This window comes from Pseudomonas putida, assembly GCF_028682635.1.
Lineage (GTDB): Bacteria > Pseudomonadota > Gammaproteobacteria > Pseudomonadales > Pseudomonadaceae > Aquipseudomonas > Aquipseudomonas putida_AE.
On sequence record NZ_JANHLK010000028.1, the window covers coordinates 61,787 to 78,620 of the forward strand.

At 57.5% G+C, this 16,834-nt stretch carries 18 protein-coding genes and 1 tRNA gene; 3 read left to right on the forward strand and 16 right to left on the reverse strand.

The annotated features are described in order from the left end of the window. Positions 1 to 26 precede the first annotated feature (26 nt). The 5 genes from iscU to trmJ form a co-directional block, all read right to left on the reverse strand. A complete protein-coding gene (gene iscU / locus NPS56_RS25870) occupies positions 27 to 413 on the reverse strand; it encodes a Fe-S cluster assembly scaffold IscU (RefSeq protein ID WP_046820395.1) in 387 nt (128 codons plus the stop codon). A 101-nt stretch (positions 414 to 514) separates the two neighbouring features. Then, entirely contained in the window at positions 515 to 1,729 is a 1,215-nt protein-coding gene (locus NPS56_RS25875; protein ID WP_034150842.1) for an IscS subfamily cysteine desulfurase, read from the reverse strand. A gap of 50 nt (positions 1,730 to 1,779) precedes the next feature. Continuing rightward, entirely contained in the window at positions 1,780 to 2,271 is a 492-nt protein-coding gene (gene iscR, locus NPS56_RS25880) for a Fe-S cluster assembly transcriptional regulator IscR (protein ID WP_007903581.1), read from the reverse strand. Positions 2,272 to 2,509: 238 nt separating this feature from the next. Beyond that, on the reverse strand, positions 2,510 to 3,286 hold the full coding sequence (gene cysE, locus NPS56_RS25885) for a serine O-acetyltransferase (protein ID WP_046820397.1): 777 nt from the start codon (positions 3,284 to 3,286) through the stop codon (positions 2,510 to 2,512). A 2-nt stretch (positions 3,287 to 3,288) separates the two neighbouring features. After that, positions 3,289 to 4,059 carry a tRNA (cytosine(32)/uridine(32)-2'-O)-methyltransferase TrmJ gene (trmJ, locus tag NPS56_RS25890; protein ID WP_274077269.1) on the reverse strand — a complete coding sequence of 257 codons (771 nt, stop codon included), beginning with the start codon at positions 4,057 to 4,059 and terminating at the stop codon, positions 3,289 to 3,291. Between the two features lie 146 nt (positions 4,060 to 4,205). Between trmJ and suhB the strand changes: the two genes are divergently transcribed. Continuing rightward, positions 4,206 to 5,024, forward strand: a complete 819-nt coding sequence (gene suhB, locus NPS56_RS25895; protein ID WP_034150845.1) for an inositol-phosphate phosphatase — start codon at positions 4,206 to 4,208, stop codon at positions 5,022 to 5,024. Between the two features lie 249 nt (positions 5,025 to 5,273). Here suhB and NPS56_RS25900 read toward each other — a convergent pair whose 3' ends face one another. The 6 genes from NPS56_RS25900 to queA form a co-directional block, all read right to left on the reverse strand. After that, on the reverse strand, positions 5,274 to 5,825 hold the full coding sequence (locus NPS56_RS25900) for a glycine zipper 2TM domain-containing protein (RefSeq protein WP_274077270.1): 552 nt from the start codon (positions 5,823 to 5,825) through the stop codon (positions 5,274 to 5,276). A 120-nt stretch (positions 5,826 to 5,945) separates the two neighbouring features. Next, positions 5,946 to 6,860 (reverse strand): protein translocase subunit SecF, encoded by a 915-nt coding sequence (gene secF / locus NPS56_RS25905; RefSeq protein WP_274077271.1) that lies wholly within the window; start codon positions 6,858 to 6,860, stop codon positions 5,946 to 5,948. A 9-nt stretch (positions 6,861 to 6,869) separates the two neighbouring features. Beyond that, on the reverse strand, positions 6,870 to 8,738 hold the full coding sequence (gene secD, locus NPS56_RS25910) for a protein translocase subunit SecD (protein ID WP_274077272.1): 1,869 nt from the start codon (positions 8,736 to 8,738) through the stop codon (positions 6,870 to 6,872). Between the two features lie 63 nt (positions 8,739 to 8,801). Beyond that, positions 8,802 to 9,140, reverse strand: a complete 339-nt coding sequence (gene yajC, locus NPS56_RS25915; protein ID WP_016773317.1) for a preprotein translocase subunit YajC — start codon at positions 9,138 to 9,140, stop codon at positions 8,802 to 8,804. 43 nt (positions 9,141 to 9,183) lie between these two features. After that, entirely contained in the window at positions 9,184 to 10,299 is a 1,116-nt protein-coding gene (gene tgt, locus NPS56_RS25920; RefSeq protein ID WP_274077280.1) for a tRNA guanosine(34) transglycosylase Tgt, read from the reverse strand. A gap of 14 nt (positions 10,300 to 10,313) precedes the next feature. Then, positions 10,314 to 11,378, reverse strand: coding sequence for a tRNA preQ1(34) S-adenosylmethionine ribosyltransferase-isomerase QueA (queA, locus tag NPS56_RS25925; protein WP_274077273.1), 1,065 nt, complete (start codon positions 11,376 to 11,378; stop codon positions 10,314 to 10,316). Between the two features lie 105 nt (positions 11,379 to 11,483). Here queA and NPS56_RS25930 point away from each other — a divergent pair. Together NPS56_RS25930 and NPS56_RS25935 are read left to right on the forward strand one after the other, a co-directional pair. Continuing rightward, positions 11,484 to 11,568 (forward strand) — tRNA-Leu (locus NPS56_RS25930). A gap of 160 nt (positions 11,569 to 11,728) precedes the next feature. Continuing rightward, a complete protein-coding gene (locus NPS56_RS25935; RefSeq protein ID WP_274077274.1) occupies positions 11,729 to 12,058 on the forward strand; it encodes a hypothetical protein in 330 nt (109 codons plus the stop codon). A gap of 143 nt (positions 12,059 to 12,201) precedes the next feature. Here NPS56_RS25935 and NPS56_RS25940 read toward each other — a convergent pair whose 3' ends face one another. The 5 genes from NPS56_RS25940 to NPS56_RS25965 all read right to left on the reverse strand — a co-directional run. Beyond that, positions 12,202 to 12,837 (reverse strand): hypothetical protein, encoded by a 636-nt coding sequence (locus NPS56_RS25940; protein ID WP_274077275.1) that lies wholly within the window; start codon positions 12,835 to 12,837, stop codon positions 12,202 to 12,204. Positions 12,838 to 13,327: 490 nt separating this feature from the next. Continuing rightward, positions 13,328 to 13,711: a hypothetical protein gene (locus NPS56_RS25945; RefSeq protein ID WP_274077276.1), complete on the reverse strand. Its 384-nt coding sequence runs from the start codon at positions 13,709 to 13,711 to the stop codon at positions 13,328 to 13,330. 754 nt (positions 13,712 to 14,465) lie between these two features. Then, a complete protein-coding gene (locus NPS56_RS31425; RefSeq protein ID WP_406591656.1) occupies positions 14,466 to 15,137 on the reverse strand; it encodes a hypothetical protein in 672 nt (223 codons plus the stop codon). A gap of 199 nt (positions 15,138 to 15,336) precedes the next feature. Continuing rightward, entirely contained in the window at positions 15,337 to 15,720 is a 384-nt protein-coding gene (locus NPS56_RS25960) for a hypothetical protein (protein ID WP_274077278.1), read from the reverse strand. After that, the coding region (locus NPS56_RS25965) for a PAAR domain-containing protein (protein WP_274077279.1) at positions 15,717 to 16,834 on the reverse strand (1,118 nt) is incomplete at its 5' end. The genes NPS56_RS25965 and NPS56_RS25960, both read right to left, overlap by 4 nt.

Sequence of the window (16,834 nt, forward strand, 5' to 3'; positions counted from 1 at the left end):
CCTTACTCGTCGCCAAAAACTGAAAGTCAGATCAAGCCTTTCTTCTGCTTGTAATCGCGAACGGCGGCCTTGATGGCGTCTTCGGCGAGCACGGAGCAGTGGATTTTCACTGGCGGCAGGGCCAGCTCTTCAGCCAGCTGGGTGTTCTTGATGGTTTCCGCTTCGTCCAGGGTCTTGCCCTTCATCCACTCGGTGGCGAGGGAGCTGGAAGCGATGGCCGAACCGCAGCCGTAGGTCTTGAACTTGGCATCTTCGATGATGCCGGCTTCGTTGACCTTGATCTGCAGGCGCATCACGTCGCCGCAAGCCGGGGCGCCGACCATGCCGGTGCCGACATCCGGATCTTCGGCATTCATCTTGCCGACGTTACGCGGGTTTTCGTAGTGGTCGATGACCTTTTCGCTGTAAGCCATGATTCTCAATCCTCACTCATCAGGGCCGCTCTTGAGACCCTGTAGCTGCGCTGCGTCAGTCGCCGCGTCGCTACAGGAGCTGTATCTGGCGGCTTCTATATTTAGTGTGCCGCCCACTCGATCTTCGAGATATCGACGCCGTCTTTGTACATGTCCCACAGCGGCGACAGAGCGCGCAGCTTGGTAACGGCCTCGCAAACCTTCTGCGCGGCGTAATCGATTTCTTCTTCGGTGGTGAAACGGCCGAAGGTGAAGCGGATCGAGCTGTGTGCCAGTTCGTCGTTGCGGCCCAGGGCGCGCAGTACGTACGAAGGCTCCAGGGAAGCCGAGGTGCAGGCCGAACCGGACGAAACCGCCAGGTCCTTGAGCGCCATGATCAGCGACTCGCCTTCAACGTAGTTGAAGCTCAGGTTCAGGTTGTGCGGAACGCGGGCGGTCAGGCTGCCGTTGACGTACAGCTCTTCCAGGTGCTCGACCTGCTTGTAGAAACGGTCGCTCAAGGCCTTGATGCGCACGTTTTCGGCAGCCATGTCTTCCTTGGCCACACGGAACGCTTCGCCCATGCCGACGATCTGGTGGGTCGCCAGGGTGCCCGAACGCATGCCGCGCTCGTGACCGCCGCCGTGCATGGTCGCTTCGATACGTACGCGCGGCTTGCGGCTGACGTAGAGGGCGCCGATGCCTTTAGGACCGTAGGTCTTGTGGGCGGAGAACGACATCATGTCGACTTTCAGTTTCTGCAGGTCGATCTCGACCTTACCAGTGGACTGGGCGGCGTCGACGTGGAACAGGATGCCCTTGGAACGCAGCAGTTCACCGATCGCGGCGATGTCGTTGACGGTGCCGATTTCGTTGTTCACGTGCATGACCGAAACCAGGATGGTGTCGTCACGCAGCTCGGCTTCGATCATCTCTGGGGTAACCAGGCCATCAGTGCGAGGCTCGATGTAGGTCACTTCGAAACCTTCACGCTCCAGTTGGCGCATGGTGTCGAGGACAGCCTTGTGCTCAATCTTGGTGGTGATCAGGTGCTTGCCTTTGGTGGCATAGAAATGTGCCGCACCCTTGATTGCCAGGTTGTCGGATTCGGTGGCACCGGAGGTCCAGACGATTTCGCGCGGGTCGGCATTGACCAGGTCGGCCACCTGACGACGAGCGTTTTCGACGGACTCTTCGGCTTTCCAGCCAAACACGTGGGAACGGGACGCCGGGTTACCGAAGTTTCCGTCGACCAGCAGGCATTCACTCATCTTTTGCGCGACACGCGGATCAACCGGGGTAGTCGCTGAGTAATCAAGGTAAATCGGCAATTTCATGGACTATCTCCTAAATCAGGCTGGCTGGCGTGCCGCTAGCTCTCTGGCTGTCATTCGACGGCGGACGCTTCAATCTTGTCCAGGCGTGGCGCCTTGCTGTTGCAACGGCGTTGATCCTGACGCTGGGCTACTTCTTGCACCTCACGGCGAGTCACAAGGTCAGCCAAGCTGATACCGCTCAGAAATTCGTGAATCTGCAGGCTCAGATCGCACCACAAGTGGTGGGTCAGACAGGTGTCGCCTTGATGGCAATCACCCTGGCCCTGGCATTTGGTCGCATCGACCGATTCGTTCACCGCATCGATCACCTGGGCGACCTGGATACCCTGCATGTCGCGAGACAGCTGGTAGCCGCCGCCTGGACCGCGAACGCTGGACACCAGATTGCTGCGGCGTAATTTGGCGAACAGCTGCTCAAGGTAGGACAGGGAGATGCCTTGGCGCTCGGAGATATCGGCCAGGGACACGGGCCCGTGCTGCGCGTGCAACGCCAGGTCGAGCATGGCGGTCACGGCGTATCGGCCTTTTGTAGTCAGTCGCATGGACAATTACCACGGAGTTCGGAATGAGGCGAGTATGCAATTCCCGAGTATTTAAGTCAACTATAAGACCTAGTACTTTAGTCAGGTTTACCCGCAAAAGAGCGGCCGCATCATAGCAAAGGCTGGGGGTGAACAGCCAGCAATTGCGCGTTATCGTTCTTCGCGAGCAAGCCCGCTCCCACATTGGAATGCATTTCAAATGTGGGAGCGGGCTTGCTCGCGAAGGGGTCGACGCGGTCTAGCTGGCCTGACTCTGATCCTTGTCCTTCACACAGGCGAAATCTTCTTCGCGCAGCTCAGGCAGATCTTTCGCACAGTAATTGCTGCCCAGATCCTTCAACGCCCCGCACATCCCCTCCAGGCGCCCATCGACCGCCTGCAGGTGGTCAAGCAGCTGGTTGATGGCGCGAGCCACCGGGTCCGGCATGTCTTCGGTCACACCGTAGGCATCGAAGCCGATCTTCTCGGCCATGGCCTTGCGCTTGGCGTCCAGCTCCTGGTCGGGCTTGACGATGATCCGTCCCGGAATCCCCACCACAGTGGCGCCCGGCGGCACTTCCTTGGTCACCACGGCGTTGGATCCGACCTTGGCACCCGCACCCACCGTGAACGGCCCCAGCACCTTGGCGCCGGCACCCACCACCACGCCATCACCCAGCGTCGGGTGGCGCTTGCCTTTATTCCAGCTGGTACCACCCAGGGTCACGCCCTGATAAATGGTCACATCATCGCCGATCTCGGCGGTTTCACCGATGACAATGCCCATGCCATGGTCAATGAAGAAACGCCGACCGACCTTGGCCCCCGGATGAATCTCGATCCCGGTCAGCCAGCGACCGAAGTTCGACACCAGCCGCGCCAGCCATTTCAGGTCTGCGCGCCACAGCATGGCCGACAGACGGTGAATCCAGATGGCATGCATACCGGGATAGCAAGTCAGGACTTCAAAAGCGTTACGCGCCGCCGGGTCTCGATGGAATACGCTCTGGATATCTTCACGCAAACGCTCAAACATCTTTAATCCTTCCGCTTAAGAAGCTCACCACGGGCCGCTTTCTGGGTTTCCGTGAGGATGCCACGCAAAATATTCATTTCCGCCCGGCTGACCGAGCTGCGTCCGTACAACCGGCGCAGGCGCGCCATCAAGTGCCGTGGTTTTTCCGGATCGAGGAATTCGATGGCCACCAGGGTTTGCTCCAGGTGCTCATAGAATCGCTCCAGTTCATCCATGGTCGCCAGCTCAGCGCTTTTGACCGATGCCACTTCTTCCTTCTCGACCTTGGTCGGCTGACCTTGGGCTGCCAAAAAGGACATGCGCACTTCATAACTCAACACCTGCACCGCTGCCCCAAGGTTCAGCGAGCTGAACTCAGGGTCTGATGGGATGTGCACGTGATAATGACATCGCTGCAGCTCTTCGTTGGTCAGGCCGGAATCTTCACGACCGAACACCAGGGCGATCTCGGCGCCCTGCCCGGCTTCCTCGACCACCTTCGTGCCGCATTCCCGCGGATCGAGCAGTGGCCAGGGAATGCGCCGGTCGCGGGCGCTGGTGCCGAGCACCAGGTTGCAACCGACCAGGGCATCTTCCAAGGTGGCGACGACTTGCGCGTTTTCAAGGATGTCACCGGCACCGGAAGCGCGGGCATCGGCCTCGTGGTGCGGGAACAGGCGCGGTTCAACCAGCACCAGGCGCGACAGGCCCATGTTCTTCATGGCACGCGCAGCCCCGCCGATATTGCCCGGATGACTGGTGTTGACCAGGACGATACGAATGTTTTGCAGCAAGGGAGGCGCTCTCGAACACGATAATCGGGAGCCGAATCTTACAGCTGTAGCTACCGTTAAGCCATGAAAGCGAACGTCGTCCTTCTCCTGTAGAAACTTTCTGATAGAATGCCCGGCTTTCTTTAACAACCTTAGGTGACACATCCATGCAGCCCATGCTGAATATCGCGCTGCGCGCCGCCCGCAGCGCCAGTGAATTGATCTTCCGCTCCATCGAGCGCCTGGATACCATCAAGGTCGACGAAAAAGACGCCAAGGATTATGTATCCGAGGTGGACCGCGCCGCCGAACAGAAAATCATCGACGCACTGCGCAAGGCGTACCCGAATCACTCGATCCTGGGTGAAGAGACCGGCCTGCACGCCGGCAGCGGCATCGAAGGCGAAGAGTACCTGTGGATCATCGATCCGCTGGACGGCACCACCAACTTCCTGCGCGGCATTCCTCACTTCGCTGTCAGCATCGCCTGCAAATACCGTGGTCGCCTGGAACACGCCGTGGTCCTGGACCCGGTTCGCCAGGAAGAATTCACCGCCAGCCGTGGTCGCGGCGCTCAACTGAACGGCCGTCGCCTGCGCGTCAGCGGTCGCACCAGCCTGGACGGCGCCCTGCTGGGTACCGGCTTCCCGTTCCGTGACGACCAGATGGACAACCTCGACAACTACCTGGGCATGTTCCGCGCCCTGGTCGGCCAGACCGCCGGCATCCGCCGCGCAGGTTCGGCGAGCCTGGACCTGGCCTACGTGGCTGCCGGCCGTTTCGACGCCTTCTGGGAGTCGGGCCTGTCCGAGTGGGACATGGCTGCTGGCGCCCTGCTGATCCAGGAAGCAGGCGGTCTGGTGAGCGACTTCACCGGCGGCCACGACTTCCTTGAAAAAGGCCACGTCGTTGCCGGTAACACCAAGTGCTTCAAGGCAGTGCTGACGGCCATCCAGCCGCACCTGCCGGCCTCGCTGAAGCGCTAAGCTTGCGGCGACAGAAAAAAGCACCCTTCGGGGTGCTTTTTTTATGCCCGTAATTCACCCCCAAAAACACCACAACCCCACTGTAGGAGCGAGCTTGCTCGCGAAGGCGGCGGGTCAGCCAACAGATTTTGAATGACGGACCGCTTTCGCGAGCAAGCCCGCTCCCACAGGGGATTGGTGGGGATGCTTAAACTGTGGGCACAAAAAAAGCACCCCGAAGGGTGCTTTTTTTAACTCGTTACCAGCAGATCATTGACTCTGCTGATTCTCCGACAGAACCAACTTGCCTTCCTTATCCACAGGAATCTGATTCCCCGGATCACGATCCATCCGCACCTTGCCTTCCTTGCCATCCAGCGAATAACGCACGTCGTAACCCACGACCTTGTCGCTGATGTCATTCACCGTATTACAACGGGTCTGGGTCGTGGTGTAGGTGTCACGCTCCTGCATGCCCTCCTGAACCTTGTTACCGGCGTAACCACCACCGACAGCGCCTGCAACCGTGGCAATCTTCTTGCCGGTGCCGCCGCCGATCTGGTTACCCAACAGACCGCCCGCCAGTGCACCCACCACGGTACCGGCGATCTGGTGTTGATCTTTCACCGGCGCCTGCCGGGTCACAGCTACATCCTTGCACACTTCACGTGGAGTCTTGATTTGTGTCTTGACCGGCTCAACGGCGAGTACTTGCGCGTACTCGGGACCGTTATCTTTAACCAGGCTGTAGGTGGCCACAGCGCCTCCGGCAGTTACACCGACAGCACCCAATACCGCACCAACCAGCATCGACTTGTTCACATGAACCTCCTGACCATCACATGCGGCACTTGTCCGCGCTTCTCCCAGCCTTGGAGCATAAAAAAAGGCGCGAGTTCAACTCGCGCCTTTTTTGGACTACATCGCTGAAGGAAATGCCCTTCAAGGACGGTCGTCGATTTCCTTCTCGGTGTTGGCCGCAGGAATCAGATCCTCGGAACTCAGGTTCAGCCAGATCAGCACCACGTTGGCGATGTAGATCGACGAATAAGTACCCGCCAGCACCCCGATGAACAGGGCGATGGAGAAGCCGAACAGGTTGTCGCCACCGAAGAACAGCAGGGCCGCGATCGCCAGCAAGGTGGAGATCGAAGTGGCCATGGTGCGCAGCAGGGTTTGCGTGGTCGAGATGTTGATGTTCTCGATCAGGCTGGCCTTGCGCAGTACCCGGAAGTTCTCACGAACCCGGTCGAATACCACGATGGTGTCGTTGAGCGAGTAACCGATGATCGCCAGTACCGCCGCCAGCACCGTCAGGTCGAAGGTGATCTGGAAGAACGACAGGATACCGATGGTCACGATCACGTCGTGGATCAGGGACACGATCGCACCGACCGCGAACTTCCACTGGAAGCGGAAAGCCAGGTAGATCAGGATGCCGCCCAGCGCCATCAGCATGCCGAGGCCGCCCTGGTCGCGCAGCTCTTCACCTACCTGCGGGCCGACGAACTCGACGCGCTTAACGGTTGCCGGGTTTTCGCCGCCTACCTTCTGCAAGGCCTCGGCCACCTGGTGACCCAGTTGCGGGTCTTCGCCAGGCATGCGCACCAGCAGATCGGTGGTGGCACCGAAGTTCTGCACGATGGCTTCGTGATAACCCGATTTGACCAGTTGCTCACGCACCTGGGTGACGTCGGCCGGACGCTCGTAGGTCAGCTCGATGAGCGTACCGCCGGTGAAGTCCAGGCCCCAGTTCATGCCCTTGGTGGCGACGCTGAACAAGGCCAGCACGGTAAGGAACAATGTGACGCCGAACGCAAAGTTGCGGACGCCCATGAAGTTGATTGTACGTAACATGGCAGCCCCTTAAATCCACAACTTCTTGAAGTCACGTCCGCCGAAGATCAGGTTGACCATCGCGCGGGTCACCATGATGGCCGTGAACATCGAGGTAAAGATCCCGAGGGACATGGTCACTGCGAAGCCCTTGACCGGGCCGGTGCCCATGGCAAAGAGAATCCCGCCGACCAACAGTGTTGTCAGGTTGGCGTCGAGAATCGCGGTGAATGCCCGGCCGAAGCCTTCGTTGATTGCGCGCTGCACGGTCATGCCCGCAGCAATCTCTTCACGAATCCGCGAGAAGATCAGCACGTTGGCGTCGACCGCCATACCCATGGTCAACACAATACCGGCGATGCCCGGCAGGGTCAGCGTTGCCCCCAGCAGCGACATCAGGGCCAGCAGCATTACCATGTTCACCGCCAGTGCGACGGTGGCGATGATGCCGAAGAAGCGGTAGATGGCGATGATGAACAGCGAGACGAACAGCATGCCCCACAGCGATGCATCGATACCCTTGGTGATGTTGTCCGCACCCAGGCTCGGGCCGATGGTACGTTCTTCAGCGAAGTACATCGGAGCGGCCAGGCCACCGGCACGCAGCAACAGCGCCAGCTCGGACGACTCGCCCTGGCCGTTCAGGCCGGTGATGCGGAATTGAGCACCAAGCGGCGACTGGATGGTCGCCAGGCTGATGATCTTCTTCTCTTCTTTAAACGTCTGAACCGCTACGTCTTTCTCGACGCCATCAACCACTTGCTTGGTGTAAGTGGTGACCGGACGCTGCTCGATGAAGATCACCGCCATGCTGCGACCGACGTTCGAACGGGTCGCGCGGCTCATCAGCTCGCCACCGTGGCCATCCAGGCGGATGTTCACTTCTGGCGTGCCGTGCTCGCCGAAACCAGCCTTGGCGTCAGTTACCTGGTCACCGGTGATGATCAGGCCACGCTCGATCTGTGCTGGCGGACGGTTGCCTTCACGGAACTCAAAGGATTCGGAAGTGGCTTTCGAAGCACCCGGCTCAGCCGCCAGTCGGAACTCGAGGTTGGCCGTCTTGCCGAGGATACGCTTGGCTTCCGCGGTGTCCTGCACGCCCGGCAGCTCAACCACGATGCGGTTGGCGCCCTGACGCTGGACGATCGGTTCGGCAACACCCAGCTCGTTGACGCGGTTACGTACCGTGGTCAAGTTCTGCTTGATGGAGTATTCGCGGATTTCCGCCAGCTTGGCCGGGGTCATCGCCAGACGCAGCACCGGTTGACCGTTGAGGTCGGCCGGAACAATGTCGAAATCGTTGAAATTCTTGCGGATCAGAGCGCGGGCCTGTTCACGGCTGTCTTCATCGGAGAAGCCCAGCTGAATGGCGCCGTTGAGTTGCGGCAGGCTGCGATAGCGCAGTTTCTCTTTACGCAACAGGCTCTTCACATCGCCTTCGTACACTTTCAAGCGTGCGTCGAGGGCCTTGTCCATGTCCACTTCGAGCAGGAAGTGCACACCACCGGACAAGTCCAGACCCAGCTTCATCGGGTGCGCGCCCAGGCTGCGCAGCCATTGCGGGGTGGTTTGCGCCAGGTTCAGTGCAACGACGTAGTCATCACCCAACGCCTTGCGCACCACGTCCTTGGCCGGCAACTGGTCTTCAGCCTTGGTCAGGCGAATCAGACCGCCCTTGCCGCCCGCCGCCAGCGTGGCAGCCTTGACGTTGATCCCGGATTCCTTGAGCGCTGCGCTCACACGATCCAGATCAGCCTGATTGACCTGCAGCGCAGTGCTTGCACCGCTGACCTGAATGGCCGGGTCATCAGGATAAAGATTGGGAGCGGAATAAATCAGACCGACCGCCAGCACCGCCAGGATCAGAATGTATTTCCACAGAGGGTATTTGTTCAGCATCACGCCGCCCGCTTATGACGCGGGGCGCCTTGCGCGCCCCGTCGATTGAGTAGAAGTTGAAACTTAGATCGCTTTGAGCGTGCCTTTTGGCAGCGTGGCGGCGATGGCGCCTTTCTGGAACTTCATTTCGACGGTGTCGGAAACTTCCAGAACCACGAAATCGTCAGCCACTTTGGTGATCTTGCCAGCGATGCCGCCGGTGGTCACAACTTCGTCACCTTTTTGCAGGCTGCTCAGCAGGTTCTTCTGCTCTTTGGCGCGCTTGGCCTGTGGACGCCAGATCATCAGGTAGAAGATGACCAGGAAGCCGACCAGGAAAATCCACTCAAAACCGCCACCCATTGGGCTGGCAGCAGCAGGTGCAGCAGCGTCAGCCATGGCATTAGAGATAAAAAAGCTCATTTAGCACTCCAGTTGCAAATGTTGAATCTTGGGGTCAGAAAACTCAGTCCAAAGGCGGCACGGGTAGCCCGCGTTTGGCGTAGAAGGCATCGACAAAGGCGGCCAATGTACCCTGTTGAATAGCCTCGCGCAAACCAGCCATAAGCACTTGATAATGACGCAAGTTATGGATGGTATTGAGCATGCTTCCCAGCATTTCGCCGCACTTGTCCAGGTGATGCAGGTAAGCGCGGGAGAAGTTCTGGCAGGTATAGCAATCGCAGGTCGGATCGAGCGGCGAATCATCATGGCGATGGAACGCGTTTCGGATCTTCAGCACGCCGGTATCGATGAACAGATGCCCATTGCGGGCATTACGGGTTGGCATCACGCAATCGAACATGTCCACACCGCGGCGCACACCCTCCACGAGATCTTCCGGTTTGCCAACGCCCATAAGGTAACGAGGTTTGTCAGCCGGCATCATGCCCGGCAGGTAATCCAGCACCTTGATCATCTCGTGCTTGGGCTCGCCCACCGACAGACCGCCGATGGCCAGACCGTCGAAGCCGATCTTGTCCAGGCCTTCCAGGGAGCGCATGCGCAGGTCCTGGTGCATGCCGCCCTGGACGATACCGAACAGCGCCGCCGTGTTCTCGCCATGGGCGTTTTTCGAGCGCTGGGCCCAACGCAGGGACAATTCCATGGAAATACGGGCGACGTCTTCATCAGCCGGGTACGGCGTGCATTCGTCGAAAATCATCACGATGTCCGAGCCCAGGTCACGCTGGACCTGCATCGACTCTTCCGGGCCCATGAACACCTTGGCGCCGTCGACCGGGGAAGCGAAGGTCACGCCCTCCTCCTTGATCTTGCGCATAGCGCCCAGGCTGAACACCTGGAAACCACCGGAGTCGGTCAGAATCGGGCCTTTCCACTGCATGAAATCGTGCAGGTCGCCGTGCTTCTTGATCACTTCCGTGCCAGGGCGCAGCCACAGGTGGAAGGTGTTGCCCAGAATGATTTCAGCGCCGGTCGCCTCGATATCCCGTGGCAGCATGCCCTTGACCGTGCCGTACGTGCCCACCGGCATGAAGGCCGGGGTCTCGACGGTACCGCGCGGGAAGGTCAAACGACCGCGACGAGCCTTGCCATCAGTGGCCAGCAGCTCGAAAGACATACGACAGGTGCGACTCATACAGTTTCCTCTGGGCCCGATTCTTCAGGGGCGGTCGGCGCAGGGTTGCGAGTGATGAACATCGCATCACCGTAGCTGAAAAAGCGGTATCCGTTATCGACGGCGGCCTTGTAGGCGGCCATGGTCTCGGGATAACCGGCGAACGCCGAAACCAGCATCAACAGCGTGGATTCGGGCAAATGGAAGTTGGTGACCAGGGCATCGACCACATGAAACGGCCGGCCTGGGTAAATGAAAATGTCTGTATCGCCGCTGAACGGCTTGAGCACGCCATCGCGCGCAGCACTTTCCAGGGATCGCACGCTGGTAGTGCCCACCGCCACTACGCGGCCACCGCGCGCGCGGCACGCGGCAACGGCATCCACTACGTCCTGGCCGACTTCCAGCCATTCAGTGTGCATGTGGTGGTCTTCGAGCTTCTCCACGCGCACCGGCTGGAAAGTGCCAGCGCCGACATGCAGGGTCACGAACGCGGTCTCGATGCCCTTGGCGGCAATCGCCTCCATCAGCGGCTGATCGAAATGCAGCCCCGCCGTCGGCGCCGCCACCGCGCCCAGGCGCTGGGCGTACACGGTCTGGTAACGCTCACGGTCCGAGCCCTCGTCCGGGCGGTCTATATAAGGAGGCAGCGGCATGTGCCCAACACGCTCGAGCAGCGGCAACACCTCCTCAGCGAAGCCCAGCTCGAACAACGCGTCATGACGCGCCAGCATCTCGGCCTCGCCACCGCCGTCGATCAGGATCTTCGACCCCGGCTTCGGTGATTTGCTGGACCGCACATGGGCCAGCACGCGATGACTGTCGAGCACCCGCTCCACCAGGATTTCCAGCTTGCCGCCGGAAGCCTTCTGGCCAAACAGTCGTGCCGGAATCACCCGGGTATTGTTGAACACCATCAAGTCGCCGGGACGCAAATGCTCCAGCAAATCAGTGAATTGACGGTGTGCCAGGGCGCCGCTGACCCCATCCAGGGTCAACAGGCGACTGTTGCGACGCTCGGCCAAAGGGTGGCGAGCGATCAGCGAATCAGGGAGCTCGAAGGTAAAGTCAGCAACGCGCATGATGGGGTTCGTCTAGCAGGGCCGGGAAGTCTAGCGGAATTATCAAAAATTCTCCATGTACCTGATTGACCAGCGGTTATCTCATCTCTATACTCCGCGGCCATTGCCCTGATGGCGGAATTGGTAGACGCGGCGGATTCAAAATCCGTTTTCGAAAGGAGTGGGAGTTCGAGTCTCCCTCGGGGCACCAAAATTAAGAAAGGTCTTGCTTAGCAAGGCCTTTTTTTTCGCCCGCGATAAAGCCTCTGACACCCCACACACCCTGTGGGAGCCAGCCTGCTGGCGATGCTTTCGCCCCTTGCCCTTCCACACCACCCGCACCGCCGGAACATTTCACAAGGATTCCCCCCATGGAATTGCACCTGGAAACCGTCGCCCTCTTCTCCCTGAAACTGGCTTACGAATCGGAAGATTCAAGCCCGATTTTGCGGGATGACCTGATCATGGGTGATTACCAGAGGGATGTGTTTGAGTTGCTGGTGCGGCGGGGGGATGTTGAGGGGATTCAGGTGAAGGTGGGTGAGTGTGTGGGGTTGGCGTTGGAGGCGGTTGGGGGTGTGGGTAAGCCGTTGGGGCGGGAGTTGGGGAGGTTGGCGGGGGAATTTGCTGGGATTCGGGTGATGGAGGAGCTTGATGCCCCCCTTATCGCGCTTAAGGATTATCTGAAAGATATTCAATGAATCAAGGTGGGCAGTCTTACAACGGGAGCATCCGGTAGCAGGGCCGACGGTGATTGCCACGCCCTATCCAACTTTAATTATATTTCCCTTATTAGCCTTCTTTTAGTTTGTCCCTTTTAGCCTCCTGTAGATGCTACCGGTTGTCAGCATCGCCGTCGTGTTGGAGTGGCGGGCTGCGGTGACACCGGCAGCGCGCAAGTCGAGCAACTGTGGTTCGACTTGCGATCACCGGTAGACTCAATGGTGACTAACGGCTGGGCATTCAGCCAGATTTCGAGGCGCTGCCACTCGGGGTCGGTGAGATCGGCAGCCCTCTCTCCGCGCCGGCTGTCGATCATGCGCAGACCAAAGTCCTCTGGCAGAAGGGGACCGAAGGCGCCGAAGCGCCAAGCATGATCAAACACGAGGACGTTCAGTCCACCAGTGTCGCGAACTTGAGCCTCAGGCCCGTGAACGGGGTTGGGTTGCCAAGCGAAACCGTTGTTGCTGGTAGGCTTATAGAAATTGTCGGGGACATCGGTACAGTCAGGTTTCTTTGAGGTGAAACGGCGGTCGTTCCAGTATTCGGTGAAGGTCAGTACCTCAGAGACGATGCCGGCCCAGACGACGCTGTGGCGGGAGGTGGGATTCACTACCGCGCCTGCAAAAGCAAGCACGAGATCGCCGACCTTCGCCTTCTTGCGGATGCCCGGCTTACAGACAGCCAGCGTAACAGCCGGCGGATCGTAATTTGGCGCGGAACCCGCGTCCGTGGCGATCACATACGTGTGAACTCGCATCGTTATGCCTCCTGCGCAAAGAGCTGATCGAGCCACGCGAGCGCATCGACACCATTCCTGATGCCAGCGACGAACACCTGACCACGTGCGACCACCTACAAAGTCCCGGACGACGACCAGCGCTATAAGGGGTGATCAGGCCGATTTGCAGCCACCAATATACGAAACGCTAGGGTTGCCCCCCTCCCGCATGACCAGCGGCTGAATGTGCGTCATTGGCCGAAACAGTCCCTAGAAGAGGAACGAATCGCTGAGGCACACACCTTGCCTGCGATTTGTGCGCGACACTCACGCTCATTTCAGGATCTCATAGATTATTTCACCAGTTTTTGTCACCCGTCTGCCGAGGGTAGACCCTACAGCCAAGCATCCTCTTACCACTACAAATCAACATGCCAATATTTCTGAGCTTGCAGTTTAGTTCTCGAAACTGGCTAGCCTTAAGCCAGCCAGCTACCGACCACACACAACATAAGTCCACAGTCAAAAATCACTTGAGTACTCCTGATTTCCACAACGCCACGAGTAACGCTAAGGAAGTAAATAGTCCTACAGCACTCCACATGAGCACGATTAGCTTGCGCCTGAGTGAAACGGGAAAGCTTTCTATATCTCCAGCACCGGCGATACCGTGTTTTACAAAAAAGCTGGGGAATGTAACGACGCTGCATGCTGAACCCACTAGCTGCAGCTTTCCCCAAGGCCCCTTATATATGCGTGTGGAAATGGTTATGGCTGAAGAACTGTTTTTGAAAGAATTCAGCAACACATCTGTTTTTGTATAGCCAAGATATAGCGCAACCGCGAGCCAGACAAACATGCTGATGAGCACAATTCCACACGAACTGCCGACAACCAGTTCCGCAGTAGTCATTTCAAATTCTCATAAACAAGTTCGCCAATTATTTTGCCACCCATCTCACCAAGCGTGCTGCCTGCAAAAGAACCAATGCCAACCGCTAGACACTGCACGCCAGCAGACCGACACCAGCTTTCGCTACACCCTGCCCAATGCAAACCCCGCCAACTGCAGAAGTAGTTAATATTGCACCTGCCATGGCACCACCAGCGACCCCCCAGCAAAACTTCCCGTTTCCGTGAACCTGATTCGTTCGCATGCTTAAAAAATAGGACAGATTTATTTTAAAGAGAATAAACCTTCCCCCCTTTTACTACTACCTTTTCTGTCGTGCGCCTGGGAACTACTCTACAACTATATTCCGAACACCGCTAAACGAGGCCAAGTGCGGCGACTGCGAAAAACCCAAGCAATAGAACAATAAAAACTACCCCACCCCAATGCAACACAATTAGTTTTCGTCTGAGGCGTCTAGGAAAGTTTTGCAGGTCCTTAGCGTTGGCTCCACCATCGCAAAGATATAAATTAGGCATAGTCATCATGCCCATTATGGCAGCCAGTACAAACAACCTCCCCCGAGTTCCCCCGTTGAAGATTATTTCGCCAGTTTTTTTCATCCGTCTCCCCGAGGGCAAACCCTACAGCCAAGCGTCCTCTTGCCAGTACAAATCAATAAACCTAAGTTTTGAGCTTGCAGTTTGGTTCTCGGAACTGGCTAGCCTTAAGCCAGCCAGCTACCGACATCACACGACATACACCCACAATCACATCACTTCAGCACTCCTGACTCCCATAATGAAACCAGGAAAACCAAAGTGGCGAGCAACCCTATTACACTCCATTGCAAAATAATTAATTTGCGCCTAATTGGAGGTGGAAAGCCCTCTATATCTGCAGCACTCGCGATGCCACGATTTATAAAAAAACGAGGAAAGGTGACAACACTGGCAATGCCGCCGACCAACTGCAGCTTCCCAAAAGGGCCTGTATGCTTGTGCGTATCGACAGTAATCAGCGACGAACTGTTTTTGAAATACTTCGATAACTCTTCACCCTTTGTGTACCCAAGGTATAGTGCAATCCCAATCCAAACATAGATACCAAGGAGCACCACCCCACACAAACCACCTACGATTAATTCGGCCGTCGTCATCTCGCATACTCGTATATAACCTCCCCCAATTATCTCACCGCCCTTTCCGCCATATACGCCGCCGGCATAAGAACCGATGCCAACCACGACGATACTGCATGCCAATGTACCTAGCCCGCCTGTAGGCACCCCCAACCCAATGCAGAGCGCACCGACAACGGGGGCCGACAATATCGCGCCTGCAGCTACACCACCGCCGATCCCCCCGGCAAAGGCCCCTGTTTCAGTAAACCTGACTCGCTCGCAAGCCTCGGTATTTCCCGCCTTACACACATCCTGCACCTTCATGGCAGAGGCTCCTCCGCCGACGGCAGTCCCTACCAAACCTCCGTATTTGACGTATTTAGAAGCCTTCGCCACACCTTCAAGATGGGTGGCATGACCCGGTATTTGCCCCCCGGGACTGGCATTCAACAAAGGGGACAGATTTATTTCCATTCGAAAACAGAATAATAATTCACCCCCCTTTTAGGTCGCCACTTTTTTGTCAATAAAGCATTCCTGACCACCCTATATAGACTAGTAACGCCATAGAGATGAAGACCCCTATAAAGCTCCATTGCAGCGCTATAAGCTTTTGTCTAAGGTGCAAAGGGAAGTTTCGAATATCTTCGGCATCAAGAACTCCATGCTTCAAAAAAAATCGAGGAAATGTCACAACAAAAGAGATCCCTCCTACTAACTGCATTTTACCGTAAGGCCCTGAGTGTCTGTGCGTAGCGCTAGTTATGCTTGATGAACTATTTTTGAAATGCTTAGTCATTTCTTCACCTTGGGCATATCCCAAATAAAGAGCAAGTGCAATACAAATGAACAGGCTAGCGATCACGATGCAACTCAAGCTACCAACAACCAGTCCTGCGGTAGTCATTTCATCGCCTCATAAATTACCTCACCAGCCATTTCACCTAGCTGGCCACCCAATGCACCACCCGCATAAGAGCCAACGCCAAGCACAACGATACTGCATGCCAACGTCCCTATCCCGCCTGTAGGCACCCCCAACCCAATGCAGAGCGCACCGACAACAGGGGCACTTAATATCCAGCCAGCACCCATTCCACCGCCGATACCAGCAACAAAGCTTCCTGTCTCAGTAAATCTAACCCGTTCACACGCCTCGGTATTTCCCGCCTTACACACATCCTGCACCTTCATGGCAGAGGCTCCTCCGCCGACGGCAGTCCCTACCCAACCTCCGTATTTGACGTATTTAGAAGCCTTCGCCACACCTTCAAGATGGGTGGCATGACCCGGTATTTGCCCCCCGGGACTGGCATTGGTCCAGTGGTGGACCAGGCTTTGGCTGGAAATACCCAACTTTTTTTTCAAGTTGATATGGTCAGGGAATCCAATGCCCTTGCGGGTCAGTGCCTTCATATGGCTGTTCAGTTGTGCGAGCAGACGCTGGCGCTCTGCAAAGAATGCTGGCGAGCGCAGGTGCCCATCTCTCTGCAGCGTATTCTGTTGCAACGCTTCAATATCCCTCAAGGCATTGCCTACGTTATCCAGGTTGTTCTTGAAGATACTCGCGCCAACGCCAATAGCGTTCGAGCCATAGGTCAGGAAGGCCTGGATGACATCACGGTGTTGAACCATGAAATCCGCTTCTTCCGGGCTAAGCGTTTCAATGATCTGGTTGGTCTTGGCTGCCACATCCATGAGCAAGGCTTCTTCACGGGTGCACTGGTAGTTGCTGGGGTCGCTCAGCACGATCATCGAGCCCGCTTTGACGTCGCGCAGGTTAGGGTTGAGCAGCTTGAATTTGCCCATCACCGCCGGGTCACGCAGGGTGAACAGGGAGGCCTCCAGCTGTTCGCGGGTGGTACTTTTGGGCACGATGAAGAAACCTGGTTCCTGGGCTGCTGCACTGCCTAAGGACACTGGCTTGGGCACGCTCGGCGCAGACGCGAAAGCAGCTGGCCGAGGCGCTGCCGGATTGCCGGCGAGAGGTGTGGTCGGTTGGGACGCGGCCCTCGTGGTCG